Consider the following 22,070-nt stretch of genomic DNA (forward strand, 5'->3'; position numbering starts at 1 on the left):
TCATCCGATACGGGTGTCGGCGGTGATCAGCGTTCGTTCCATCGGGTCGAGCGAGACGCCTTCGACACCCTCGCGGACTCCCTGGACGAAGCGTTCGTGCACCAGCGGAATCACCGCGTCGGTGCCCAGCACCTTGGCCTCGGCGGCCATTTCGGCCTGCTGGCGCTCGGGGGTGTCCATGGCGCCGACGGTCTTCGCGACCGCCGCGTCCACGTCCTTGTCGCAGAGCTGCGAGAGGTTGAAGGACCCGGCGCAGGTGAAGTCACTGCTCAGGTACGAGGAGGGGTCACCGGTGTCGAGGAGGGTGTTGCGCGGCAGGATGAACGCGTCGAATTTTCCGTCCAGCGCGTCGGCCTCCATCCGCGCGTAGTCCCGCACCACCTGCCGGACCTTGAATCCGGCCTTCTCCAGCTGCTGCTGGACGGCGGTGGCGACCTCGGGCAGCTCGGGCCGGTTGGTGTAGGTGCCGAGGACGATCTCCCCTGCCGCCGCGGCCTTCTCCTTCGGGGCGGCGGCGGCGCGCCCCTCCACCGGCACCCGCTGCTTCGCCGCCCAGGCCACCCCCGGCCCGAAGAGACCCTGAGCGGTGTCCGCGCGGCCCTCGTAGACGCCTTCGACCAGGGCTTTGCTGTCGGTGGCGGCCCGGACGGAGGCCCGCAGCCCGGCGTCGGTGAAGGTGCCCTTCTCCGTGTTCAGGTAGAGGCTGTTGGTGCGCGCGGTCGGCACCTCGCGGGCTTGTCCCTCCGCCAGGAGCGAGACCTGCGAGACGGGTACGGACTCGGCGATGTCGGTCTGTCCGGCGCGCAGCGCGTTCGCCCGAGCCTTGCCGTCCGCCACGAACTTCACGTCGATGCCGGGGGCCTTGGCCTTGCTGCCCCAGTAGGAGTCGTTCCTGGTCAGGGTGGCACTGACGGCCCCGTTGAGCTTGCTGAGGGTGTACGGGCCGGTGGCGTGGCCGACCAGGTCGACCTTGCCGCCCGCCTTGTAGGCGCCCTCCGAGAAGATCGAGAGCGAGGGGTTGGCCAGGCGTTGGGGCAGCAGCGGATCGGGTTTCTTCGTGGTGATGCGTACGGTCTGCGGGCTCTGCGCGGTCGCGCCGATGTCGGTGTCGCTCAGGACGCGCGGCTTGGGCGACGCCTTCTCGGCGGCGTCCAGGGCGCGGACGACGGCCTGCGCGTCGAGCTGCTTGCCGTCCTGGAAGACGGCCTTGCGGAGGGTGAACGTCCACGCCCTGTCGCCGTCCGGCCTCCACTCGGTGGCGAGCGCGGGCAGGGCCTCGCCGTTCTTGCCTAGCGTGGTCAGGCCCTCGGCGACCGCGAGGCGGCTGAGGGTCACCGCGTCGTCGCCGAACGGGGACATGGCCTGGGCGGGCGGGAAGGCGAGCGCCACCCGGACCCTGCCGCCGTCGCCGCCCGCCGAGGATGCCCCGGAGTCAGTGCCTCCGGCGCACGCGGTGACGGTCAGGGCGAGGGCGGCGGCCGTCGCTGCGAGGGGCAGCGCACGCGGCAGGGCACGACGTATCGAGGACATGGCACGACCCTACATGAAAATGATTGTCACTTGACAGTGGCCACCGGCAGTTCGAAGTGGACGATGCCCTGGCCACCGCCGGGCAGCTTCCGCTCGTCACAGACCTCGACCGCGAGCGATCGCCAGAAGGGCTCGGCGCCCGGCACAACCGGATCGGTGTGCAGATAGGCCGTCTCGTACCCACCGACCTTGCTGACAAAGTCGCACAATTCGCTCACGATCGCCCGCGCGAGACCGTGCCGCCGGTGCTCCGGGCGGACGTAGATGCGGCAGAGCTGAGCGGTGGTTCCGGATGGGAAACGGGCGGCCACCCATTCCGGATTGGGCGGCGCGGCCGGCCCCTGGTCGCGAACCGCGCCGGTGGCGACGATCTCGCCCGCCGCGTCCTCCACGACCAGCAGCGTGCGCCGTTCGGGCCGCAGATAGGCCCCGTCGAGATCGATGATGTCCGCGTGCCAGCGGGGTACGTAACCGGACTTCAGGTCGCGGTAGACGGTGTCCAGCATGACGGCCCGCGCCCCGCCGACGTCCTCGGCGGTCGCGGTCCGCAGCACGTAACCCCCGGGGAGGGGAGGGGAGGAGGCCCGGCCCCCAGCGGCCCCGGGGGCATCCGTCGTCACCGTCACCACACGCCTCCGATCCTGCCGCACCACCTGCCGTACCAGCGTACGTGCAAGCGATGCGCAAGAAAGGAGCGAGGGGGTTCGGTCCGCCTGCCGCAGAACGGTTCCCGCAGGTCAGGCCCGGTACACCAGAGCGGTGGCGATCGCCGCCAGCCCTTCGGCGCGGCCGGTGAGCCCCAGTCCGTCGCTGGTCGTCCCGGACACCGACACCGGCGCCCCCACGGCCGCGCTCAGCACCTTCTGCGCCTCGTCGCGACGCTTGCCGATCTTCGGCCGCACGCCGACGACCTGCACGGCCACGTTCCCGATCTCGAACCCCTCGGCCCTGACGATCCGGGCGGCCTCGGTCAGCAGCGTCACCCCGGAAGCCCCGGCCCACTCGGGCCGGCCCGTACCGAAGTGCGCGCCGAGGTCGCCGACCCCGGCCGCCGAGAACAGCGCGTCGCACGCCGCGTGCGCCACCACGTCCGCGTCCGAGTGCCCGGCCAGCCCGAACTCCTCGTTCTCCCAGTGCAGTCCGGCACACCACAGTGCGCGCCCGCGCTCGAAGGCGTGGATGTCCGTGCCGATCCCGACGAGCGGGATCACCGGCCGCCCGGACCCGGGGGCGTTCCCCGGCCCGTTCCCAGAAGCCGGCATGTCCTCAGAAGCCATCGTTGGCCCTCCTCCGTGCGAGTACCGCCTCGGCCAGCACCAGGTCCAGCGGCCGGGTCACCTTGAACGCCTCCTCGTGTCCGGGCACCACGACGACCGGCTCCCCGAGCCGTTCGACCATGCCGGCGCAGTCCGTCGCGCCCTCACCGCTCGCCGGTACGGTCTCGTGCGCCCGTACGAGGATGGCCCGGTCGAAGCCCTGCGGCGTCTGGACCGCCCGCAGCAGCGCCCGCTCGGGCGTCGCCACGACAGGTTCCGGCTGTCCGTCGGTACGCGGCTCGACCTGCTTGACCGTGTCGGCCAGGGGCAGCGCCGGGACCACGGCCGGCGCCCCGTCGCGCACCGCCTCCACCACCGCGTCGACGGTGTCCACCGGCACCAGCGGACGCGCGGCGTCGTGCACCAGCACGACGGAGACGTCCTCCGGCAGCGCGTCGAGCCCGAGCTTCACGGACTGCTGACGGGTCTCTCCCCCGGGCACCACCACGACCTCGGTGCGCTCGGGCATCGCGTGCTCGTACTCGTCGAGCAGGGCCCTGACCTCGGCCGCCCCGTCAGCGGGGGCCACCACGACAACCAGCGACACGGCCCGGGATGCGGCCATCGCCCGTACCGCGTGGATCAGCATCGGAGTTCCGTTGAGCGCACGCAGCGCCTTGGGCGCTCCGGGCCCCAGACGCACCCCGCGCCCCGCCGCCGGAATCACCGCGGCCGTACGCAACCTTGCTTCGTCTGTCATCGACTACTCCGGAGGTTTGTCGCCTCGCCCCACATGGGTATGGCCTCAGCGGCGCCGCGTGCGGCTCCGCCGACCGGTGCCCTTCCGTGACGACCGGCCAGGAGGAGACGCACAGGCTTGGAAAATGATCTTCAAGGACAAAAAAATGATGCCGCGGTCTCCACCGGCGGACTGCGGACACAGTCAACCGACGGACACCGCGGCATCACAACAAATCAACGCACACACCGGGTGACCGGCATGTGGAGTTACGACGCGAGAACCTCGTCCAGCAGGGCCTCGGCCTTGTCCTCATTGGTGTTCTCCGCGAGGGCCAGCTCGCTCACCAGAATCTGGCGCGCCTTGGCGAGCATGCGCTTCTCGCCGGCGGAGAGACCGCGCTCGCGCTCACGACGCCACAGGTCACGCACCACTTCGGCGACCTTGATGACGTCGCCCGAAGCGAGCTTCTCCAGATTTGCCTTGTAACGACGAGACCAGTTCGTCGGCTCTTCTGCGTACGGTGCGCGCAGCACCTCGAAGACCCGGTCCAACCCGTCCTGTCCAACCACATCGCGTACGCCGACGAACTCCGCATTGTCCGCCGGTACACGAACCGTCAAGTCGCCCTGGGCGACCTTGAGCACCAAGTAGGTCTTGTCCACGCCTTTGATCTGGCGAGTCTCAATGGCCTCGATCAGCGCGGCCCCGTGATGGGGATAGACCACGGTGTCGCCAACCTTGAACGTCATGTGACAGGTACCCCTTCCGTGGCTATCCAGAGTAACACGGAAACCGCTTCTTCTGAATGGCGTTTCCGCAGGTCAGGGCGTATCTCGGGGCTTGACAACAGCGCCAGGAACGTGCTGCGAAGGGCTTGCGGAAGGCGGTATTCGCAGGTGGGAGCGGCTGTACGGGCGCACAGAAACGCGTACGTTACACGCACCACAGAGAGCCGAAGAGGGGCCGAAAGTCCCGGTATGCCGGGTTCGGTGAGGGGCGCTTCGTCTACTCCGTTCGGAGATCGCTCACCCGTACGGAGGCAATCTGCAATTGATCAACGGTCCGGTTCGATCAATTGCCGACGGCGGTTCGCATTCCCCCGGCAATATCCCCTCGGCCCGCCCATGCGGCCCCGGGAACCCCGCCGCTGAACCAATCACTTCAGGACATTGAACGGCGTACGAAATCGAGACTGAACGGTTCCGGGCGGGCGCACCGGCGCGCCCGGCGGGGCGCACTGTCGTACCGACGGCGCGCAGGTGGCGCGCACGGGCCGGGCAGCCCGGGGGACGGCGGTCGGGGGCGGGTCGGGTGCGGGCACGGGTCAGCGGCTCGGTAACCTGAGCGCGCATCACGCATGAAGCCCGCCCGTCCGTTACGTCCTAGGAGTTGCCGCCGCCGTGCGCAGCCTTCGACGCGGCGCTCTCGCCGCTACCGCCCTCGCGTTCTCGATCGCCTCGCTCGCCGCATGCGGCGCGGGCAACGACGCCCAGACGCTCTCCGTCAAACCGGACAACGCCGCGATCTCCGTGGACAACGGCAAGATCAAGATCCAGAACGCCGTGGTGATCACTCAGCCGCGCGACAAGGACAAGGGCAACGCCGTCGGCGAGGGCCCCGCGGTCGTCTCCGCGACGGTCTTCAACGACGGCGACAAGCCGCAGACCCTCGACGCGATCAAACTCGGCAGCCCCAGCGCCGACGTGAAGCTGACCCCGGCCAAGGGCAGCACCGGCAAGGTCACCGTGCCGGCCGGCGGCTCCGTGATCATCGGCGGTAAGGACAACGTCTCCGCGGTCATCGAGAACGGCCGTGAGTCCGCGCAGAACGGCAACGCCCAGCCCGTCACGTTCTCCTTCAGCGAGACCGGCGACGTGACGCTGCGCGCCTTCGTCGTCCCCGCGCACGACCACTTCGAGGGCTTCGGCCCCGACAAGGTCCCGGCGACGCCCACCGCCTCCCCCACCGGCTCGCCGACCGGCACCCCGACCGGAACCCCCGGCAGCACCCCGGGCTCGGAGACGGGAAGCCCGGCGAACACGACGCCCACGCCCCCGGCGGGCTCGGCCACGCAGACCGCGGCGCGCTGACGCACGACGCGGACAGACGGGAGGGCCCCGCCGGCGGTTGCCGGCGGGGCCCTCCCGTCTGTCGTACGCCACCGGCCGGGACCGGCCGGGACCGGCCGGGCGAGGGTCCGGTTTACGGCTCGAACTTGTAACCCAGCCCGCGCACCGTGACCAGGTAGCGCGGCGCGCCCGGGTCGGGTTCGATCTTGGCGCGCAGGCGCTTGACGTGAACGTCGAGGGTCTTGGTGTCGCCGACGTAGTCCGCGCCCCAGACGCGGTCGATGAGCTGCATGCGCGTCAGCACGCGGCCGGCGTTGCGCAGCAGCATCTCCAGCAGGTCGAACTCCTTGAGCGGGAGGTCGATCTTGGCTCCGGCGACGGTGACGACGTGGCGGTCCACGTCCATCCGTACCGGGCCGGCCTCCAGGGCCGCCGGAGTGACTTCCTCCGGTTCGCCGCGACGGCGCAGCACCGCCCTGATGCGGGCTATCAGCTCGCGGGAGGAGAAGGGCTTGGTGACGTAGTCGTCGGCACCTATCTCCAGGCCGACGACCTTGTCGATCTCGCTGTCCTTGGCGGTCACCATGATGACCGGCACGTTGGAGCGCACGCGCAGCTGGCGGCAGACCTCCGTGCCGGGCAGGCCGGGGAGCATCAGGTCGAGCAGGACCAGGTCGGCGCCGTTGCGCTCGAACTCGTCGAGCCCGTCGGGGCCGGTGGCCGCGACAGCGACTTCGAAGCCCTCCTTGCGGAGCATGTAGGACAGGACGTCGCTGAAGGATTCCTCGTCCTCGACGACGAGCACTCGGGTCACGGAAGGACCTCCGGGGCAGGGGCGTTCTCACGGATGGGGGTCTTGGGCTCGTACGTCGCGGCCGCGTACGGCTCGTGCCTACGCGGGGCGCTGGACGTGCTGAAGGTACGGAAGGTGTTGGCGGTGCCGGGCGCGCTGTCGCTCCCGTGCGCCCTGTCGGTGTCCTGCGCGCTGTCGGTGTCGTGCGCGTGGGAGGTACGGGACGTGCTGTCGCCGTCGTGCGCGCCGGGGGCACGGGTGGTGCTGTCGTCGGCCGGGGTCTCGGCGTCGTCGTCGAACCCCTCGACCGCGTCGGCGTCGTCGGGGCCGACGAGCGGGCGGCCCGGAGTGTGCTCGACCCTGGACTCGCGGACGGAGCCCGCTTCGGGCAGCCGCAGGGTGAAGGTGGAGCCCTGTCCCTCGGAACTCCACACGGTGACCTCGCCGCCGTGCGAGGCGGCCACGTGCTTGACGATGGCCAGGCCCAGGCCGGTGCCGCCGGTGGCGCGGGAGCGGGCCGGGTCGACGCGGTAGAACCGCTCGAAGACGCGGTCGCGGTCCCGTTCGGAGATGCCGATGCCCTGGTCGGTCACCGCTATCTCTATGAGGTCGCCACCGGGGGCGGGCACCCGGCGGGCCGCGATGCCGACGCGGGTGCCGGAGGAGCTGTAGTTGACGGCGTTCTCGACGAGGTTGCCGAGGGCGGCCGCGAGCTGGCCGCGGTTGCCCCAGACGTGCAGTCCTGAGGTGCCGCCCGCCGCCATGGTGATCTGTTTGGAAGTGGCTGTCTGCCGGCTGCGGTCTATGGCCTCGGCGACCAGTTCGTCCACCCGTACCGGTTCCGAGTCCTCCAGCCGGTCGTCGTTCTGCACCCGGGAGAGGTCGATGATCTCCTGGACGAGCGAGGTGAGCCGGGTCGCCTCGATCTGCATGCGGCCGGCGAAGCGGGTGACCGCCTCGGGGTCGTCGGAGGCGTCCATGACCGCTTCCGAGAGCAGCGAGAGCGCCCCCACCGGGGTCTTGAGCTCGTGGCTCACATTGGCGACGAAGTCGCGCCGCACGGCTTCGATGCGGCGCGCCTCGGTCAGGTCCTCCACCAGCAGGAGCACCAGCCGGGAGCCGAGCGGGGCGACCCGCGCGGACACCGCCAGCGCCTCGCCCCGGCCGGTCCCGCGACGCGGCAGGTCCAGCTCGACCTGTCGTATCTCCCCGTCTCGCCGGGTGTCGCGCGCCATGTGCATCATGGGTTCGACCGCCAGTTTCCCGCCCCGGACCAGTCCCAGGGCGTACGCCGCGGAGCTGGCCTTGACCACGTTGTCGCTCTCGTCGAGCACGACCGCGGAGGAGCGGAGCACGGACAGGACGGTGTCCACGCCCGGCGGCAGGGTGGCGTTCGCCTCGGGCCGTACGGAGGAGCGGGTGGGTCGCTTCTGCTCGCGTTCGCTCCAGCGGAACGCCAGCATGGCGATGACGCCGGTGCACAGTCCGGCCATCGCTGCTGCTGCGGCGACTGCCGCGTTCACGTCCATGTGCCCAAGGTTATGCCTGGTCACTGACACAGACTCGGGCGAATGGGTGCCGGCTGATTCGTTCGTCGCCCAGAGTTCACCGAGGGGATGGGGTCGGTTCACTTCGTCGGCCGGAACCGGACGCGTCGCGGACGGATGGTGGGAACGTGGGGACCGGAGCCCCGCCAGACCCCGGCCGTACCCCGGAATCACGCTGCATCAGTGAAGTCAGGAAGTAGGGAACCCCATGCGGGACGCGTACCACGAAGAACTCGACTCGATCGGCGAGGCGCTGGTCGAGATGGCGCGGCTGGTCGGTTCGGCCATAGGGCGCGCCACCACGGCCATGCTCGACGCCGACCTCAAGCTCGCCGAGAGTGTCATCGCCGGCGACCAGAAGGTCGACGAGCTCCAGCACGACCTGGAGGCCCGCGCGATAGCCCTGCTGGCCCGCCAGCAGCCGGTCGCCACCGATCTGCGCATCGTCGTCACCTCGCTGCGGATGAGCGCGGACCTGGAGCGCTCCGGCGACCTGGCCCAGCACGTCGCGAAGCTGGCCCGGCTGCGCTTCCCCAACACCGCCGTGCCGAACGACCTGCACGCCACCATCCTGGAGATGGGGCAGCTCGCCCAGCGCCTGATGGCGAAGTCGGCTGAGGTCATCATCACCAAGGACGTCGACCTGGCCCTCCAGCTGGAGCAGGACGACGACGAGATGGACCTTCTTCACCGCACGCTCTTCACCCATCTGATGGACGACCGCTGGAAGCACGGCATCGAGACCGCCGTCGACGTCACCCTGCTCGGCCGGTACTACGAGCGTTTCGCGGACCACGCGGTCTCGGTCGCCAAGCGTGTCGTGTACCTGGTCACGGGCGAGCACGCGGACGAGGTCCAGGCGGCACAGGAGAACGGCGCACAGGCCTGACCCCGGCCCGCCCTTCGCACTCCCCTTGCCCTCCCGTGCTTCCGCGCGCTGTTGATGCGCCCGCGGGATGGGCATGGAATGGGTGGGGCAACGCATCGCGCTGCCTTACGGCGTGCCTTCGAGGAGGACCCATGGCCGACACCCCGAACACCGAAACCCCGCAGGAAACCCGGGACGTGACGTTCCTGCCCGTCCTCGGCGCCTGCGGCTGCGGCTCCGGCTGCAGCTGCGGCTGCCAGTCCGGCGGCTCCTGCCAGTGCGGCGGCGGCTGCGGCTGACCGCGCGCGTCACGCACGACGAGGGACCCGGCCAGTGCCTCGGCCGGGTCCCTCGTCGTACGGGGGCGGTGAACGCCGCTACTTCTTCTTGCCCTGGGTCTTGCGGGGAATTTCGGTGACCAGGGTTTTCGCAGGTAGGGACGCCGATCGGCTGCGGGTGAGTAGGTGCTGTCGGTCGTCATCGGGTGCCCTTGAGCAACCTCGGACGGCCCGGAGACGGCCCAGGAACGGCCCGACTGTCGCTTGCCGCGCAGTTCGCTACCTACCGATGGGGACCTCGTACACGATCTCGCACAGCGCAGCGGGAAGGACGATGTCCGCCGTCTCCACCGGCTGTGCCTGGTCGCTGTAGTACGTCCGCTTGATGTGCGTTACCAGGGCTGCCTTCTGAATGCCCAGGAGTGATGCTTCCTCGGCGGTCGCCAACCGCGGCTCCGGCTGCTCCACCGCATGGCTGACCGTGATGCCGATCTCCGCCATGCGATTGACCACGCCCGTTCCGGCGTACGGCCCGCCCTCGGGAAGGACAACAAGGGTGCCGGCGGTGAGGTCGTACGGCTCCCAGCTCGTGGAGAGCTGCACCGGCCTGCCGTCGGCGAGGAACTCGTACACGGTGCGGACGCACAGGTCACCTTCGCTGATGCCCAGGCGCGATGCGACGTCGGCCGGCGCCGGTACCTTCGCCTCGGTTCGACTCTCCCAGTCTCCCTGCTTGCCTACGGCCTTCATGTCCGCACGGAACGGGGAACCGTCCGGCTGCTCACGGGCGGAGGAACGGACCACGCGCACCCGCTTGCGGGGAGCGGCGACGTACGTACCTGATCCCGCGCGGCCTTCCAGCACGCCCTGGGAGATCAGTAGTTCCTGAGCCCGGCGCACCACGTTCTCGCCGACGCCGCACTCCTGGGCGATCTGGGCGCGCGAGGGAAGCCGATCCCCCGGCGTCCACTCATGCTCCGCGATGCGACGCCGGAGCTCATCGGCGATGCGGAGATAAGGCGGCTGCTCAGACATATGGAAAATCTAGTCCACTAGCTCTAATCTGGTTAACTAGCTTTACTCAAAGTGAACGACGGGTGACGGGGGCTGTGCTGTGCCTGCTTTCGAAGCCAAGGCCAGAGGCATCGCAGCGCGGTTGTCCGCCGTCGGACTCGTTCCTCGTGTGGAGCGGCGCGCCCACTTCATCGCGATCGAAGCGGAGGTGCCGGAATCGCTCACCGCAGAGTCATGGCGGGAGCTCTTGGCAGCGATGGCGGAGGCCGACCGATTCGGGCTCCTCGCCAACAGCGTGAACGGCCGCACGTTATGGGCCGCCGTACGAACCGCGACCCCCGCGACGGGTGACGTCCGGGGGCCTGGCCATCAGCGATAGGAGCTGGTCTACGTGTTCAACCGCATCCGTTGTCACCCCTCGGCGCCTGCTCAACCGGCATTAGCGCCTCACGACTACTTCGGGCACAAGCGGCTCACAAGTGCGGAGGTCGGCTGATGCCCTCTCGTCAGCAGCCGCGCGTCACGCGTACCGAGGTCGCCCGTTACCAGTCGATTTCTTGTCTGATCGGTACGCACCACGAGTGCACGCAGTCGGCCCAACCGGCAGCACCGGTCGGCATCCCCGTGGTCTACGAATCGTGCAGCTGCACCTGCCACCCCCTGACGACCGCCGATAGCAGCGACGGGACGGAGTCGCCGCGGTGAAGAGTTGGGCACCAGGTGGTGCGGCGGCCGGCCCCATCGAGATCACCTCTGCGAGCGTGCGGCGCGGCGATGTTGTCCAGATCGGAGGCCGCCCGTGCCGCGTGATCGACCTCATCCAACTCCCAGGCGGAGCTAAGCGCCTGCGCTTCGAGTCGGGCGAGACGCTCACCATGCACTCGCGGTCCCGGTTCGTAGCGCTTCGGGTGATGAAGCGCTGGTGATGAGACCAATGCCCTCTCGCCGTCACGTTATCGCCGACGACCTTCGAAGTCAGATCTTGACCGGCCGCATCAAGGCTGACGAATGCCTCCCCTCTGAGGCTCGCCTCGCTTCCCACTACGGAGTCAGCACGCCAACGCTGAGGAACGCTCTCGCGGTCCTGGAGAGCGAAGGACTCGTAGAGAAGATCCACGGCAAGGGCAACTTCGTCCGCTACCCGCGCCGAAGGATCACGTACCTCGGCGGCGGCCGACCACTCCAGATGAGCTCGTCGGACGAGTCGACGTTGCGCGTCAGCGTCCACGCCTCCAGCGTCCTGGCTCATGGGCAACTCGTCGGCCTCCTGGAGGTGCCGGCGAATAGCCCGCTCACCGAGTTCCTCTGCCTCGGCTACGAGGGCGATTCGCCGCACAGCTTGGCTCGTGTCTATGTCCCTGGCGACCTCGCTCCAGCCGACCTGCCCAACGGTCCGCTCTCTTGTGTAGGCGCCGTAGCGAGGTTGACGGCGCTCCGCCCACCGCTGGCCGAGATCCGTGAACGGGTCAACGCCCGCCCTCCCACACCCGAAGAGGCGGCGACCCTCCGGATCAGCCCGTCCTTGGCAGTGCTCGCGATCACCCGCGTCGGGGCTGACCACACAGGACGCGTCGTGGAGGCAGCGCTCCTGGTGCTCCCCGGCGATCGTGCCGACGTCCTCTTCACCACCCATCCCATAACCAGAGAGAAAGAGGCGGAGCGATGACCACCCAAAATGAGCTGAGGCTGCTCCCGTGGACAGGCCCTGAAGGAAAACCCTGCTATCTGAGCACCGACGACAGCGGGAGCCACATGTCCCGCCTGGCCGACACCACCGAAGCGGCACAGCTGGGCATGGCGGCCGAACTCCTGGAGCACGCGGCCGAAGTGCTCGCAGGCGGAGAGACAGAGTCGAACGAGCTGCATCAACTCGCGGTGAACATGAGCGGAGCTCTCCAGGACGCGCTGCGGGTGGCGATTAGCCGCGGCAACCGCCTTTCCTCAACGGTTGCATCAGATCGAGTGCAGAGCGCGGCTCCACTGCGGCAGACGCCCTTTGAATAACAGCGGGTCAGCGAACGGCAGAGGCGCCCCAGAGCCAGGCTGTGGCTCCCCTGCCGTCGCGTCAGACGATCACGCCCATGCACCCAGTCACGTGGAGCACGCGGCTCCGGAGGCCGCTACTGTCCCCCTGCAAGTTGCAGGTGACGGCGATGCTGACTGTGTGCGCCGCTCGGTGGGGCCGCGCATAGGCCGCGAATGTTAAGCCCCCTGATCTGTCGCCGGCCTAGGACGCCACAGTCTGCGGCCACAGGTGCAGCTGGGTGGCGTCATCGACGGTGGATCGAGTATTCGATGGCTGCGACAGCGATGCTCTAACGCTTTTCCCGATGGCCTTGGCCAGCAAGGGAGGAACGGCATTTCCAATCAGCCGAGCACCCTCTTCGCGATTCCCTAGAAATACGAATCTGTCAGGGAATGATTGAAGTCGCGCACCTTCTCGAAGTGTAATGCTTCGATGTTCCTCCGGATGGCCAAACCGGCCCCTCGTGAAGCTGTCAAATCGCGCAGTGATTGTGACCGATGGGTCATCCCACGAAAGACGCCCATAAGTATCGAGATGCCTATGGTTACCTTGATGGCATGCCAGTTGGAGATGTTTAGGTAGGTATTCCCTGCCCCCGCCAGGTGGGACATGCTTGATTCGTTCGATGTTGAGTGCGCTTAGTCGCGCCTCGCGATAGTGATTTGGAATGTCTGGGTGGCAGCTGCCATCCAACGGCGGAGACGGGAGGTCTCGGATCGCTTCTGCCACGGTACGGGGCTCACGGCATACGGGTTCAGGCCAAGAAAAGTCCACCCCTTGCGGCAGACCGACCAGAAAGGCGCGGCGACGCCTCTGTGGAACTCCGTAAGCTGCTGCATCGAGAATAGCTGCGTGAACCTGGAAGCCAAGCTCCTTGGCAGCGGTTTCAACTGCCTCAACAAGGTGCTTACCTCGAACGCTGCGGATTGCCGCGACGTTTTCCATGAGGAATGCGCGTGGTCGCATCTCGTCCAACCAGTTCAAGTACCGTAGGACCAGAAGATTTCTTGGATCTTCGCGGGCTCCACGCCCTTGCATAGAAAAGCCCTGGCAGGGGGGGCCTCCAGCGAGAAGATCGAGCTCGCCGCGCTTGATGCCGGCCAGCTTTAGAAGTGTCTTCCCGTCAGTTGCGGCGGCATCCAGTACTTCAGCTCTTCCAGCGAGATTCTTCCGGTGAGTATCCATCGCGACTTGATTGTTATCGAAGGCAAGTTTGACCGAAAAGCCAGCCTGCTCAAGGCCGAGAGAGAGGCCGCCCGCTCCCGCAAAAGCGTCGACAGCTGTCAATGTCACGGATTCAACACCCCCCCACGCCTGCGAATCCCTGGAATCAGAACCGAGAAACTGCTGCCTACGGGTTTATCCTGCACCTCGAAAAGTCCAACTTCGGAATCAACGTCCGGCATTCCATTGGCGATATGCTCACCGAACGCTTGCGCGGCCAGAGGAGGCACAGCGTTTCCGATTTGCTTGTATCGATCATCAAACGGGCCCACGAACTGCCAGTCCGCAGGAAAAGTTTGCAGGAGTCCCGCCTCTCGCGCGGTCATGCCCCGATCTTGCTCCGGATGCGCGAACCGACCGCAGCTAGGTGTCCTGCATCGAGCGGTAATGGTAGGAGCGGGCCCGGACCAGGCCAGACGTCCATAAACGTCTGTATAGCCGCCATGGGATCCCCGGGTTCGGTCCAAGCATTCGGGGCCCACGCCAGTCGGACGCGATCCTCCATCGTGAGGGACTTGGCGAAGGATTTCTAGCGTTGACGCACGGTGCCGAGATGTCACGTGCATCGGATCGCTTGGGTTCGCCTCACCGCTCGCTACGGGCGGGAGGTGCCCGATCCACTCCTTCACGGTCGAGTAGCTCCCAGGAGTGTTTCGAACTGCAGGGAAGGTCGGCCTCTGATGCAGGGAGGCCAGCACTACCGTACGGAAGCGCTCTTGGGGCACCCCGAGTTGAGCCATGTTCAGAATCTTTGCCCGCACCTGATAGCCGGCGCCCTCGAGCTTCACGCGCAGTTCAGCAAAAAGATCCCATGATCGCGCAGAAACGAGGTCTGCCACGTTCTCGATCATGATCACATCTGGACGTAGCGTTAGAGCCAGATCGCCAAAGACGCTGAACAGCTGGTTTCTGCCCTTACGATCCCCTCGAACCTTCACGTGAGATGAGAATCCCTGGCACGGGGGACCGCCAGTGAGGAGAAACTTCTTGCCTTGCGCCCTACCACGCACCCTGGCGGCCCAAGCGCTACGAAGACCCTCGTCCTGCAGCGTGAGCAGGTCGAGTTGCTCAGGCTGATGTCCGAGGTTTGCTGCGTAAGTGGCGTTGGCCCACTTGTCGTTGTCCGCAGCGTAAACCGGCACGAAACGGTCAGTTGCGGCAAGTCCGGCAGACATGCCTCCGCAACCGCTGAAGAGGTCGGCGTAGGCCCAGGCGGGTTGGGGCTGGTTCATGTCCTAGATCCTAGAAGCTCGGACTGACAATGCGGGTTTGGCTAGACAGCGTTCAGGCGAAGAGCTGGGAGAGATTTGCTCTAGGTTAAGCCCCCGGGCCCGCACTTCAGGCCGTCAGCAGCGTTCCAGTGGTGCCGTCCACGACTGAGCGTGATGTGACGCATCTAACCCCCGAGCGGCGGCACCCTACAAGGTGCTTATCCAGGACGCGATGACGGATGCCATCGCGTCAGGATCTGTCGGGTCAACAGCAATCACATCGACGGTGCACCCTCCGTTGATTCTGCCTAATCTTCTAACGCCCGGAGGGGCATTAAGGGCGGGTGCCACGAGAGCGCCTGCATCGGCAGAGAAGGCTCCGATGTGTGCAATCAGTTGATAGAGCTCATCTTCAGTTACCCGTTCGCCGGAAATGCGATACTTGGCATCTAGTAGCCCTATTTTGCCATGATGTTGCACGACGATGTCGGGATCGGCTCGCTTCGCTATCGCACTCGGTTCGCCATCCCTTGCATGAAAAATCTTGATACGTTGGGATTTGCCGTCAGTTACCGTAGCGGAGGCCGGGGCGACGCGATGGCAAGTTTCACGCACCGCCTCTTCGAATACCCGGTCGACGTTCACCCAGGCGCTAAAGGGTGCTTCCCCGTGCTGCTGTGAACGGAAAGGCACCCCAGAAAGTAGCGCTTCTGCAATACGCAATGACCTTAGAAGACTCTGATCTGCCTCGGATAGGTTCATCGGGAAGCTGGGTTGCGCATAGACCTCGGCTCCCGATAGGGCGTGAATACATTTCTGGATGCTCCTCCTTTCATCTGGGAAGTGACGCAAAAGACGCTCCGCGCGGATGCTGGCGGCTAGCAAGTATCGGTTTACGGGCGTGTCTTCAGTGAGTACGCGGGAGCGAGTTACGACGTGGTCTGTGCGGCCTTTTGCCCACAAATGCAGGACGGTTTCACGAACGGATATCCTTCCTCTCGGGCGATTGCTTTGGGAAGTAACTGTGACGTACTCCTTGCGCAAGCTTCCGAGTATCTCGCCCTCTAGGGTGCGCAGGAATTCTAGAGCTATTGCCACAATGGGTGCTACACGGTCGCCATGAGAAGATTTCTGGCTGTTCTGCTTTCGGCCGCTGGAAGAGATTGCCAGACAAGCGGCCACTGTCCCGGGAACTAGCTCGTCGATTGTTACCGAGAACTTGTCATTGAAGGCGATCGTGCCTGCGTAGGGGCCAATTTCCAGCTCTGCACCTAGACGTGTTCTACGAAGGGTTGCAACTCCTGAGCGGGCCCAAGGTAACTGCATGGCTTGCTCTACCGGCATGCCGATTTCGCTTTCCGTTAGCTGCAGCCGGCCGTACGTTCGTACTCTCATGACGGGCTCAGAGGCTCCCTTCTATGGCGTTGTTGTGGTGTCGCCACGAATAGCCCTGCTCGATCCTTTCAGGCTCAGGGTATACGGTGAGCCCGCCACGGCGTAGAAAGTATCGAAGGGATTCGTGCCACAGGTCATGCAAGTCCGCGACATTCCTTATGCCGACAAATAGCCCGTGGCCGAATGGGGCGTCAGCCGGCAGCCCCTTGAACCAGTCCAGTACCTGGATCTTGAGGGCCTCGTCCATGCCTGAGGTGTCAAGGATATATTCGAGGGCGTCCAGATCGCGAGGTACTTCAATCTGTCGCAGACGCCGCACCAAAGCGTCATCCATGTTGACAACACTGCGGTCTGCGGGGTTGAGAGTGGCGATGACTACGAGGTTCCGGGCGATAGCGACTTCTCTAGAAAGGCCGGGAACCAGGAACGGTCGTTCGCGGTACTCGATGTAGGTCAGAAGTTCACCGAGAACGTTCGCTACATCTGCCCTACTTAGCTCGTCCACAACAAGAACGTGCGTCTTGTCAGGGTTCGCTAGGGCGCTGTCATTGATTCGTACTAGCGCCCCGGGCGATGGCACAAAAGTGCCATTGACGGGTGCGAGCCCTCCTACGAATTCTTCATACGTGAACCCCGCGTGGAATTGCACTGTCAGCGCCCTAGTCGGGTCGCCCTCGGTGAGTACATTGGCGGCCTCTTGGGCCGTTCGGGTTTTTCCGGTTCCCGCTGGGCCTACTAGGGCGATGATTTGACGATCGCCGTAACGGCGGCACTTTTCGACAATGCTGCTAACCATCCTGTCGCTGGAGTGGGAATTAGCTGCCGTTCTGCGGTGACTCACGGTGCCCAGCCAGCGAACGTATTCGGCTCGATCGGGCGTTGGGTTGTAGGGCGGAGGCTCGTTAATTGTGTTGTCAATTAGGGAAACGTACGCGGCTGACAAGTGGCGGTAACCGTCCTGGCGGTCGCGCGGTTCCAATAGCAACCCTTTGAAGGCTGCGCGCGAGAACCAAGTGTCGAGACGATCTGATTGGTCCTTCCCTGCGTCGGGGCGTCGCGGACCAAGAATTGATTCCATCAAGGTCGGGTTACTGGGATCGTAGTCGGCCTGCATTCGGGCGTTTCTAATCTTTTCAATGGCGTCAGGAACTTCGGAATCACGCAGGCAGGGAGTCAAAGCCCTGCCAAGTTCCTCCCAGTGAAGCTTGTTATCAAGTGCTCTCATGGCGCGCCAGATAGCGAGCAATGGCCTGACGTCGGTCCCTTCGGGATACTTCGCGCTTGTAAGTGGGTTGGCCAGTTGATACCGGGACAATACTGGGACAACGAGCTGGGCAAGTCGCTCGCAAGAAGCCGTGTATAGCTCTTGACTAAAGTCATCCACCCGTTGATATTGTTCGTCGAGATGGGTAATGAGTTCGTTTCCGAAATCCGTCGACTGCAGGGTTCCCGCATCTTCATAGAGAAGCCCAAGGCCGCGAAAGAGGGCAAGGTAAGTCCGAAACCTAGACTCTGCCTGTTCCTGCAATTCGGGTGCGACTTGCTTGCTCCTTATGCCCAGATTCTTGCGGACATCGTCGTACGGTGGCCGCCAAGGCTTCCCGACCGAATGCAACATTGCATGGAGCAGCGATGCTCCCACGTCTGCTGGCCGTGCCAGAGCTCGCAGGTCCGGCACCACGTCGCGACCAGAAATATCCCAATTCTCGTTCACGAGTGAAGCCTGCCACGTTCCACGGTTCCATGAGGCAACTCTGCTCACACCGGTCGCAACGTTGAGCCGTGCCGAGCACTGAACGACGCACGAGGTCGGATGCGCGGGTTTGGCCGGTGTCCTGCCCGGTTTGGGGTCGAGCATGATCAGGGGGCCGTACGCTTGCTGGCTACTCGGGCAGGCTTCCCCCTGCCCGCAATGTGTCCGAGTGGCCCCCTGGTCTTGCTCGACGCGGGACCCGAACCGGGGAGGTGGGTAAAGCCGTGGAGCCGACCGACCCCACCCCCGGCCTGGTCTTTCGCCCCTTGTGGGCGCGGGCGGGCGACGGCGCCGCAGTCCCGGTGACGTAGGCATGGAGGGGCAGCGGTGCCGGCGTCCGGCCGGCGCCGCCGCGCTGTGCGCGGCACCTCGGATCTCTGTATCAGACAGCATCGCTGTTCAGGAGGCCGGGAAAGCAGACGCATCAAAGCGTCAACTGTGGTGTTCTCCCGAGCTTCCACCGCCGTACCTCGGTGCCGGTGCCCTGGCGTTGTTGCTCCCTCCCGGGGCAGCACCCGGACGCAGCGCGCGAAGGGGAGGAAGCCCTCCCGCGTGGTTGGCGATGCTGCGGCAACTGGGCAGGCAGTGGATCGACTCGCTGCCCGAACCGTGGTTGGGGCAGCGAGCGAAGCGAGCTACTTGATGAAGTAGGGAAAGTTCTATCGGGCCGGTGTCAGGCGCTTGCCGTCGTGGCTTCGCACGTGGGGCCCGTTCCCGTCGAGAGCGTCCAGGAGCCGGACCGCGTAGACCTCGGACATCCGCTCGGCGACCTCTTCGGGCGTGAGCCATCCGACCGCGGTCGATTCGCTGGACGTCCGCTCGCTTCCGCCGGCGGGCTTGCAGCGGAAGACCAGGGCCACGATGCCGCGGGTGGTGTTCTTGTAGACCCCGGTGAGCTCGTCCACTTCGACGTGGATGCCCGTCTCTTCCAGGACCTCGCGCCGGACGCCCGTCTCCGGGGCCTCGTCGAGTTCGAGTACGCCGCCGGGGAGCTCCCAAGTGCCGTTGTCGGCACGGCGGATCGCCAGCAGTCGCCCGTCCTCGCGCACGACCACTCCGGCTACGGACACGGAGTGGAGCGGCGTTGACGTGCTCTCCTGCGCACTGTTACTCATGTACAGGAGCATAGGAGGAAGAGAAGGACTATGGAAACAGCGGTAGGAGGTGGGAAGTCCGTACCCCGGTACGTGCAGATCGCCGAGGAGATCGTCCAGCAGATCCGCGCCGGCATCCTCAAGCCCGGCGACATGGTGCCCAGTGAATCGGAGCTCGTGGAGCGCTACGGCGTCTCGGGCGGCACCATCCGAAAGGCCATGGTGGAGGTCCGCGCGAGTGACCTCGTGGAGACCCGCCAGGGCAAGGGGTCCATCGTGAAGGCCCGGCCGCCGGTACGGCACCGGTCCTCGGACCGGTTCAAGCGCTCGCACCGGCAAGGTGGCAAGGCCGCGTACCTCGCCGAGTCGGAACAGTCCGGGGCGAAGGCGGGCGTCAGCGTTCTCTACATCGGCCCGATGGAGGCTCCGGAGGACATCGCGGAGCGGCTCGGCGTTCCGGCCGGCACCCAGGTACTTGCCCGGCGCCGCCTCTATTTCCGGAACGAGACTCCCGTGGAGACGGCCACCTCGTACCTCCCGTGGGACGTCGCGAAGGACATTCCCGAGCTGTTCGCGAAGAACCCCGGCGGTGGTGGCATCTACGCCCGACTCGAAGACCACGGACACGAGTTCGCGGAGTTCGTCGAGACGCTGCAAGCCCGACTGGCGACCAAGGCGGAAGCGTCCGAACTGGCCCTGAGCCCCGGCGCTTCAGTGGTTCACCTGATCCGTGAGGCGAGGACGACCGAGGACCGCGTCGTGGAGGTCTGTGACACCCTCATGGCCGCTGACCAGTTCGTTTTCAGCTACCGGATCCCTGCCACCGACTGACGTCAGCTCAACTCCCCGCAGCCCGCCGCGACTTCTCTGTTTCGGTGGGTTGACTCATGTACAGGAGTGATGCACTCTTCTTCATGTCACTCATATACATGAGTGGTTGAGCCAAGCACATTTAGAGGAGTGATCTTCCGTGCGTACGATCCCCGTCGACACCTCCGCCGCCTCCGTGATGGTCGCCAAGCCTCCGCAGATCAAGGTCAAGGACCGCCGTACCGGCGAGATCGCCATGGACACCGAGAGCGGCGCGAAGCTCATGACCGTGGACGTGATGTTCGCGGCGAACGACGAAGTGGAGATCCTGTCGGTCACCGTCCCCGAGCCGGGCATCTCCGGTGAGCTGATGATGGGCACGCCCGTCGCCGTCACCGGCCTGATCGCCCGCCCGTGGGAGAACGAGTTCAACGGACAGAAGCGGCACGGCATCGCCTTCCGCGCGGTGGCGGTCACCTCGCTCGCCGCCAGTGCCGAGAAGCCCAAGGCGGCTTGATCATGACCGGTCTCCTGGTCTCGCTGCTGCTGGTCGGCGTCATCGCAGTGATCCTGCGATGGCAGCGTCCCGCCTGGTACTGGATGACCTTCGGGGTCACCTTCGCCGCGCTGAGGGTCGCCGTCCGGTACACGTCGGTCATGGACGCCTGCGGGCTGACCGTTCCGCCCGCCCGCTGGCGTCTCTCCCTCGCCCGGATGGCGAACCGACCCGTTCCCGAGTCGCGGGCCCCGCGCATCCTCCGTCTCCGGCCGACCCGTACGGGGCTGGTGCTACGTCTCAAGCTCCGCCCCGGTCAGGATGCCTTCGACGTCGCTTCGGCCACCGACCGCCTCCGGCACTCCTTCGGGATGTACGGAGTCACCTCCCGCGAACTCCACTCGGGGGTCGTCGAGTTACGGATGACCGGGTACGACGTCCTCCGGCGGGTGCAGATGCCCGCCAAGACCGACCACGCGCCGATGCGCATCCCTGTCGCGCTGCGCGAGGACGGGTCCGTCCACTACCGCGACTACCGGGCCGTGCCCCACGGGCTGACGCTCGGTGCGACCGAGTCGGGCAAGTCCGTCTACCAGCGCAACCTGGTCGCCGGCCTCGCATCACACGACGTCGCTCTCGTCGGGATCGACTGCAAACAGGGCGTCGAGCTCTTCCCACTGGCCCGGCGCTTCTCCGCCCTCGCCGACAACCCGGACACCGCCCTCGAACTTCTCGAAACACTCGTGCAGCACATGGGGGACGTCTACCAGCTCATCCGCGCCGCCCAGCGCATCACCGTCGACGTTCCGGACGCCGACATAGCCGCCGACATCTGGGACCTGCCCGCCGACATGCGCCCCACCCCGGTCGTGGTCCTGGTCGACGAGGTGGCAGAGCTGGCCCTGTTCGCCACCAAGGACGAGGAGAAGCGTCGGGACCGGATTGTCACCGCCCTGGTCCGCCTCGCCCAGCTCGGCCGCGCCGCGGGCATCTACCTGGAGATCTGCGGCCAGCGCTTCGGCTCCGAACTCGGCAAGGGCATCACGATGCTCCGCGCCCAGCTCACCGGCCGCACTGCCCACCGCGTCAACGACGAGTCCAGCGCCAACATGGCCTTCGGAGACATCGCCCCGGACGCCGTACTCGCCGCGATCCAGATCCCCACCGACGTCCCCGGCATCGCCGTCTCGGGCGACTCGACCGGTGGATGGACCCGCATACGCGCACCGCACACCTCCCTGCGCCAAGCCGTGAACATCTGCAACCGGCACGCCGACCGCACCCCGGACGTGCCCGCACTCGCGGCCTTCCGGCCCGCCGTCGCCCCGCTGCCCTCGGCCGCCGCGCCGCTCGCCAAGACCGCGCCTGCCACCGCCTGACCTCTCCGCACTCCGGTCGGCGCGACCATCCCCGCGCCAGGGCTCGCCCTGATCGTCGTCGGCTGGCTCGGCGTGAAGCTCATCCGCCCGCCCTGGTGGCTCGTGCTCGTGCTGCTGCTCGGCGGTTACCTCCTCGCCGACAGCCTCTTGTCCCCCGTGATCGACACCGCCGTCAAGTGACCCCGCACGACCCGACCGAAGGGAGAACCACCATGCTCCGCCCGAAGATCCCCGCCAACCCGATGCCGACCGGAATCGTCACGGGCCCCGCCCGGACCGACACCCCCGTCGTACTCCACGAGGCCCCGGCCCCCGTGCCGACCGGCGCGGCTCCCGCCCGGCCCACGGTCCAGCTCACGCCCGGTGCCGTCATCGCCGTCATCGGTGGCGGCACGGCCGTGGTCCTGATCGTCGGAGCGGTCCTGGTCTCCATGCTCCTCGCGGTCGCCGTCACCGCCGCGTCGCTCGCCGTCAGCGCCCTGGTCGTGCGCTCGCTCGTGGCATCGCAGAACCACCGCTGACCGGCTTCCGGGCGGCCTCGATACCGCCAAGCATCCGCCGCCCGGAAGCCGTGCTCCTGCCCGA

At 66.4% G+C, this 22,070-nt stretch carries 23 protein-coding genes; 10 read left to right on the forward strand and 13 right to left on the reverse strand.

The window, feature by feature from the left end:
* The 5 genes from HNQ79_RS10585 to HNQ79_RS10605 all read right to left on the reverse strand — a co-directional run bounded on the left by HNQ79_RS10585 (window position 1) and on the right by HNQ79_RS10605 (window position 4,277).
* The gene (locus tag HNQ79_RS10585; protein ID WP_185029382.1) at window positions 1–1,530 is read right to left on the reverse strand and encodes an ABC transporter substrate-binding protein; all 1,530 of its coding nucleotides are present in this window, start codon (window positions 1,528–1,530) and stop codon (window positions 1–3) included.
* Between the two features lie 26 nt (window positions 1,531–1,556).
* Window positions 1,557–2,036, reverse strand: coding sequence for a GNAT family N-acetyltransferase (locus HNQ79_RS10590; RefSeq protein WP_185029594.1), 480 nt, complete (start codon window positions 2,034–2,036; stop codon window positions 1,557–1,559).
* Between the two features lie 231 nt (window positions 2,037–2,267).
* Entirely contained in the window at window positions 2,268–2,792 is a 525-nt protein-coding gene (gene ispF, locus HNQ79_RS10595) for a 2-C-methyl-D-erythritol 2,4-cyclodiphosphate synthase (protein WP_229923548.1), read from the reverse strand.
* 4 nt (window positions 2,793–2,796) lie between these two features.
* Window positions 2,797–3,546, reverse strand: coding sequence for a 2-C-methyl-D-erythritol 4-phosphate cytidylyltransferase (gene ispD, locus HNQ79_RS10600; RefSeq protein WP_185029384.1), 750 nt, complete (start codon window positions 3,544–3,546; stop codon window positions 2,797–2,799).
* 248 nt (window positions 3,547–3,794) lie between these two features.
* On the reverse strand, window positions 3,795–4,277 hold the full coding sequence (locus HNQ79_RS10605; RefSeq protein ID WP_003953493.1) for a CarD family transcriptional regulator: 483 nt from the start codon (window positions 4,275–4,277) through the stop codon (window positions 3,795–3,797).
* A 651-nt stretch (window positions 4,278–4,928) separates the two neighbouring features.
* On the opposite strand from HNQ79_RS10605, the gene HNQ79_RS10610 reads away from it, so the two are divergent.
* Entirely contained in the window at window positions 4,929–5,618 is a 690-nt protein-coding gene (locus HNQ79_RS10610) for a copper chaperone PCu(A)C domain-containing protein (protein WP_185029385.1), read from the forward strand.
* Window positions 5,619–5,730: 112 nt separating this feature from the next.
* Here the strand turns inward: HNQ79_RS10610 and phoP are convergent, their stop codons facing one another.
* Window positions 5,731–6,402: a two-component system response regulator PhoP gene (gene phoP / locus HNQ79_RS10615; RefSeq protein ID WP_506005056.1), complete on the reverse strand. Its 672-nt coding sequence runs from the start codon at window positions 6,400–6,402 to the stop codon at window positions 5,731–5,733.
* Window positions 6,403–6,407: 5 nt separating this feature from the next.
* Window positions 6,408–7,919 (reverse strand): sensor histidine kinase, encoded by a 1,512-nt coding sequence (locus tag HNQ79_RS10620; protein WP_185029387.1) that lies wholly within the window; start codon window positions 7,917–7,919, stop codon window positions 6,408–6,410.
* A 226-nt stretch (window positions 7,920–8,145) separates the two neighbouring features.
* Between HNQ79_RS10620 and phoU the strand changes: the two genes are divergently transcribed.
* Both phoU and HNQ79_RS10630 read left to right on the forward strand, forming a co-directional pair.
* Window positions 8,146–8,826: a phosphate signaling complex protein PhoU gene (phoU, locus tag HNQ79_RS10625; protein WP_185029389.1), complete on the forward strand. Its 681-nt coding sequence runs from the start codon at window positions 8,146–8,148 to the stop codon at window positions 8,824–8,826.
* A 131-nt stretch (window positions 8,827–8,957) separates the two neighbouring features.
* A complete protein-coding gene (locus HNQ79_RS10630; RefSeq protein WP_185029391.1) occupies window positions 8,958–9,104 on the forward strand; it encodes a hypothetical protein in 147 nt (48 codons plus the stop codon).
* Window positions 9,105–9,362: 258 nt separating this feature from the next.
* Here HNQ79_RS10630 and HNQ79_RS10635 read toward each other — a convergent pair whose 3' ends face one another.
* Window positions 9,363–10,118: a GntR family transcriptional regulator gene (locus HNQ79_RS10635; protein WP_185029393.1), complete on the reverse strand. Its 756-nt coding sequence runs from the start codon at window positions 10,116–10,118 to the stop codon at window positions 9,363–9,365.
* 79 nt (window positions 10,119–10,197) lie between these two features.
* On the opposite strand from HNQ79_RS10635, the gene HNQ79_RS33645 reads away from it, so the two are divergent.
* The 3 genes from HNQ79_RS33645 to HNQ79_RS10645 all read left to right on the forward strand — a co-directional run bounded on the left by HNQ79_RS33645 (window position 10,198) and on the right by HNQ79_RS10645 (window position 12,101).
* Window positions 10,198–10,476 carry a hypothetical protein gene (locus HNQ79_RS33645; RefSeq protein WP_229923518.1) on the forward strand — a complete coding sequence of 93 codons (279 nt, stop codon included), beginning with the start codon at window positions 10,198–10,200 and terminating at the stop codon, window positions 10,474–10,476.
* 555 nt (window positions 10,477–11,031) lie between these two features.
* Window positions 11,032–11,763 (forward strand): GntR family transcriptional regulator, encoded by a 732-nt coding sequence (locus tag HNQ79_RS10640; RefSeq protein ID WP_185029395.1) that lies wholly within the window; start codon window positions 11,032–11,034, stop codon window positions 11,761–11,763.
* A complete protein-coding gene (locus tag HNQ79_RS10645; protein WP_185029397.1) occupies window positions 11,760–12,101 on the forward strand; it encodes a hypothetical protein in 342 nt (113 codons plus the stop codon). The genes HNQ79_RS10640 and HNQ79_RS10645 overlap by 4 nt, the downstream gene beginning before the upstream one ends.
* Window positions 12,102–12,324: 223 nt before the next feature.
* Here the strand turns inward: HNQ79_RS10645 and HNQ79_RS10650 are convergent, their stop codons facing one another.
* The 5 genes from HNQ79_RS10650 to HNQ79_RS10670 form a co-directional block, all read right to left on the reverse strand.
* Window positions 12,325–13,416, reverse strand: coding sequence for a DNA cytosine methyltransferase (locus HNQ79_RS10650; protein ID WP_185029399.1), 1,092 nt, complete (start codon window positions 13,414–13,416; stop codon window positions 12,325–12,327).
* Window positions 13,413–14,579, reverse strand: coding sequence for a DNA cytosine methyltransferase (locus HNQ79_RS10655; protein ID WP_185029401.1), 1,167 nt, complete (start codon window positions 14,577–14,579; stop codon window positions 13,413–13,415). Before HNQ79_RS10655 ends, HNQ79_RS10650 begins: the two co-directional genes overlap by 4 nt.
* A gap of 186 nt (window positions 14,580–14,765) precedes the next feature.
* Window positions 14,766–15,953, reverse strand: a complete 1,188-nt coding sequence (locus tag HNQ79_RS10660; protein WP_185029403.1) for a 5-methylcytosine restriction system specificity protein McrC — start codon at window positions 15,951–15,953, stop codon at window positions 14,766–14,768.
* A gap of 7 nt (window positions 15,954–15,960) precedes the next feature.
* Entirely contained in the window at window positions 15,961–17,667 is a 1,707-nt protein-coding gene (locus HNQ79_RS34480) for an McrB family protein (protein ID WP_185029405.1), read from the reverse strand.
* A 698-nt stretch (window positions 17,668–18,365) separates the two neighbouring features.
* A complete protein-coding gene (locus HNQ79_RS10670) occupies window positions 18,366–18,833 on the reverse strand; it encodes an NUDIX hydrolase (RefSeq protein WP_185029407.1) in 468 nt (155 codons plus the stop codon).
* A gap of 18 nt (window positions 18,834–18,851) precedes the next feature.
* Here HNQ79_RS10670 and HNQ79_RS10675 point away from each other — a divergent pair, with 18 nt between their 5' ends.
* The 4 genes from HNQ79_RS10675 (at window position 18,852) to HNQ79_RS10690 (ending at window position 22,006) form a co-directional block, all read left to right on the forward strand.
* Complete coding sequence (locus tag HNQ79_RS10675) at window positions 18,852–19,631, forward strand: GntR family transcriptional regulator (protein ID WP_185029409.1); 780 nt, start codon at window positions 18,852–18,854, stop codon at window positions 19,629–19,631.
* Between the two features lie 139 nt (window positions 19,632–19,770).
* Window positions 19,771–20,127 carry an SCO3933 family regulatory protein gene (locus tag HNQ79_RS10680; protein WP_185029411.1) on the forward strand — a complete coding sequence of 119 codons (357 nt, stop codon included), beginning with the start codon at window positions 19,771–19,773 and terminating at the stop codon, window positions 20,125–20,127.
* Window positions 20,128–20,129: 2 nt separating this feature from the next.
* Window positions 20,130–21,485 carry an FtsK/SpoIIIE domain-containing protein gene (locus HNQ79_RS10685; RefSeq protein WP_185029413.1) on the forward strand — a complete coding sequence of 452 codons (1,356 nt, stop codon included), beginning with the start codon at window positions 20,130–20,132 and terminating at the stop codon, window positions 21,483–21,485.
* A 212-nt stretch (window positions 21,486–21,697) separates the two neighbouring features.
* Window positions 21,698–22,006 (forward strand): SpdD-like protein, encoded by a 309-nt coding sequence (locus HNQ79_RS10690; RefSeq protein WP_185029415.1) that lies wholly within the window; start codon window positions 21,698–21,700, stop codon window positions 22,004–22,006.
* The last annotated feature ends 64 nt before the right edge of the window (window positions 22,007–22,070 follow it).

This window comes from Streptomyces candidus (assembly GCF_014207445.1).
GTDB classification, from domain to species: domain Bacteria; phylum Actinomycetota; class Actinomycetes; order Streptomycetales; family Streptomycetaceae; genus Streptomyces; species Streptomyces candidus.

What these genes read in the sequence shown, in the direction of transcription:
- HNQ79_RS10640 (WP_185029395.1), top strand. Translation starts at nt 11,032, where the DNA reads ATGCCCTCTCGCCGTCACGTTATCGCCGACGACCTTCGAAGTCAGATC.
- HNQ79_RS10660 (WP_185029403.1), bottom strand. Translation starts at nt 15,953, where the DNA reads ATGAGAGTACGAACGTACGGCCGGCTGCAGCTAACGGAAAGCGAAATC.
- HNQ79_RS10675 (WP_185029409.1), top strand. Translation starts at nt 18,852, where the DNA reads ATGGAAACAGCGGTAGGAGGTGGGAAGTCCGTACCCCGGTACGTGCAG.
- HNQ79_RS10590 (WP_185029594.1), bottom strand. Translation starts at nt 2,036, where the DNA reads ATGCTGGACACCGTCTACCGCGACCTGAAGTCCGGTTACGTACCCCGC.
- HNQ79_RS10585 (WP_185029382.1), bottom strand. Translation starts at nt 1,530, where the DNA reads ATGTCCTCGATACGTCGTGCCCTGCCGCGTGCGCTGCCCCTCGCAGCG.
- HNQ79_RS10655 (WP_185029401.1), bottom strand. Translation starts at nt 14,579, where the DNA reads ATGAACCAGCCCCAACCCGCCTGGGCCTACGCCGACCTCTTCAGCGGT.
- ispD (WP_185029384.1), bottom strand. Translation starts at nt 3,546, where the DNA reads ATGACAGACGAAGCAAGGTTGCGTACGGCCGCGGTGATTCCGGCGGCG.
- HNQ79_RS10690 (WP_185029415.1), top strand. Translation starts at nt 21,698, where the DNA reads ATGCTCCGCCCGAAGATCCCCGCCAACCCGATGCCGACCGGAATCGTC.
- HNQ79_RS10645 (WP_185029397.1), top strand. Translation starts at nt 11,760, where the DNA reads ATGACCACCCAAAATGAGCTGAGGCTGCTCCCGTGGACAGGCCCTGAA.
- HNQ79_RS10635 (WP_185029393.1), bottom strand. Translation starts at nt 10,118, where the DNA reads ATGTCTGAGCAGCCGCCTTATCTCCGCATCGCCGATGAGCTCCGGCGT.
- HNQ79_RS10670 (WP_185029407.1), bottom strand. Translation starts at nt 18,833, where the DNA reads ATGCTCCTGTACATGAGTAACAGTGCGCAGGAGAGCACGTCAACGCCG.
- phoU (WP_185029389.1), top strand. Translation starts at nt 8,146, where the DNA reads ATGCGGGACGCGTACCACGAAGAACTCGACTCGATCGGCGAGGCGCTG.
- HNQ79_RS10605 (WP_003953493.1), bottom strand. Translation starts at nt 4,277, where the DNA reads ATGACGTTCAAGGTTGGCGACACCGTGGTCTATCCCCATCACGGGGCC.
- ispF (WP_229923548.1), bottom strand. Translation starts at nt 2,792, where the DNA reads ATGCCGGCTTCTGGGAACGGGCCGGGGAACGCCCCCGGGTCCGGGCGG.
- HNQ79_RS10620 (WP_185029387.1), bottom strand. Translation starts at nt 7,919, where the DNA reads ATGGACGTGAACGCGGCAGTCGCCGCAGCAGCAGCGATGGCCGGACTG.
- HNQ79_RS10685 (WP_185029413.1), top strand. Translation starts at nt 20,130, where the DNA reads ATGACCGGTCTCCTGGTCTCGCTGCTGCTGGTCGGCGTCATCGCAGTG.
- HNQ79_RS10630 (WP_185029391.1), top strand. Translation starts at nt 8,958, where the DNA reads ATGGCCGACACCCCGAACACCGAAACCCCGCAGGAAACCCGGGACGTG.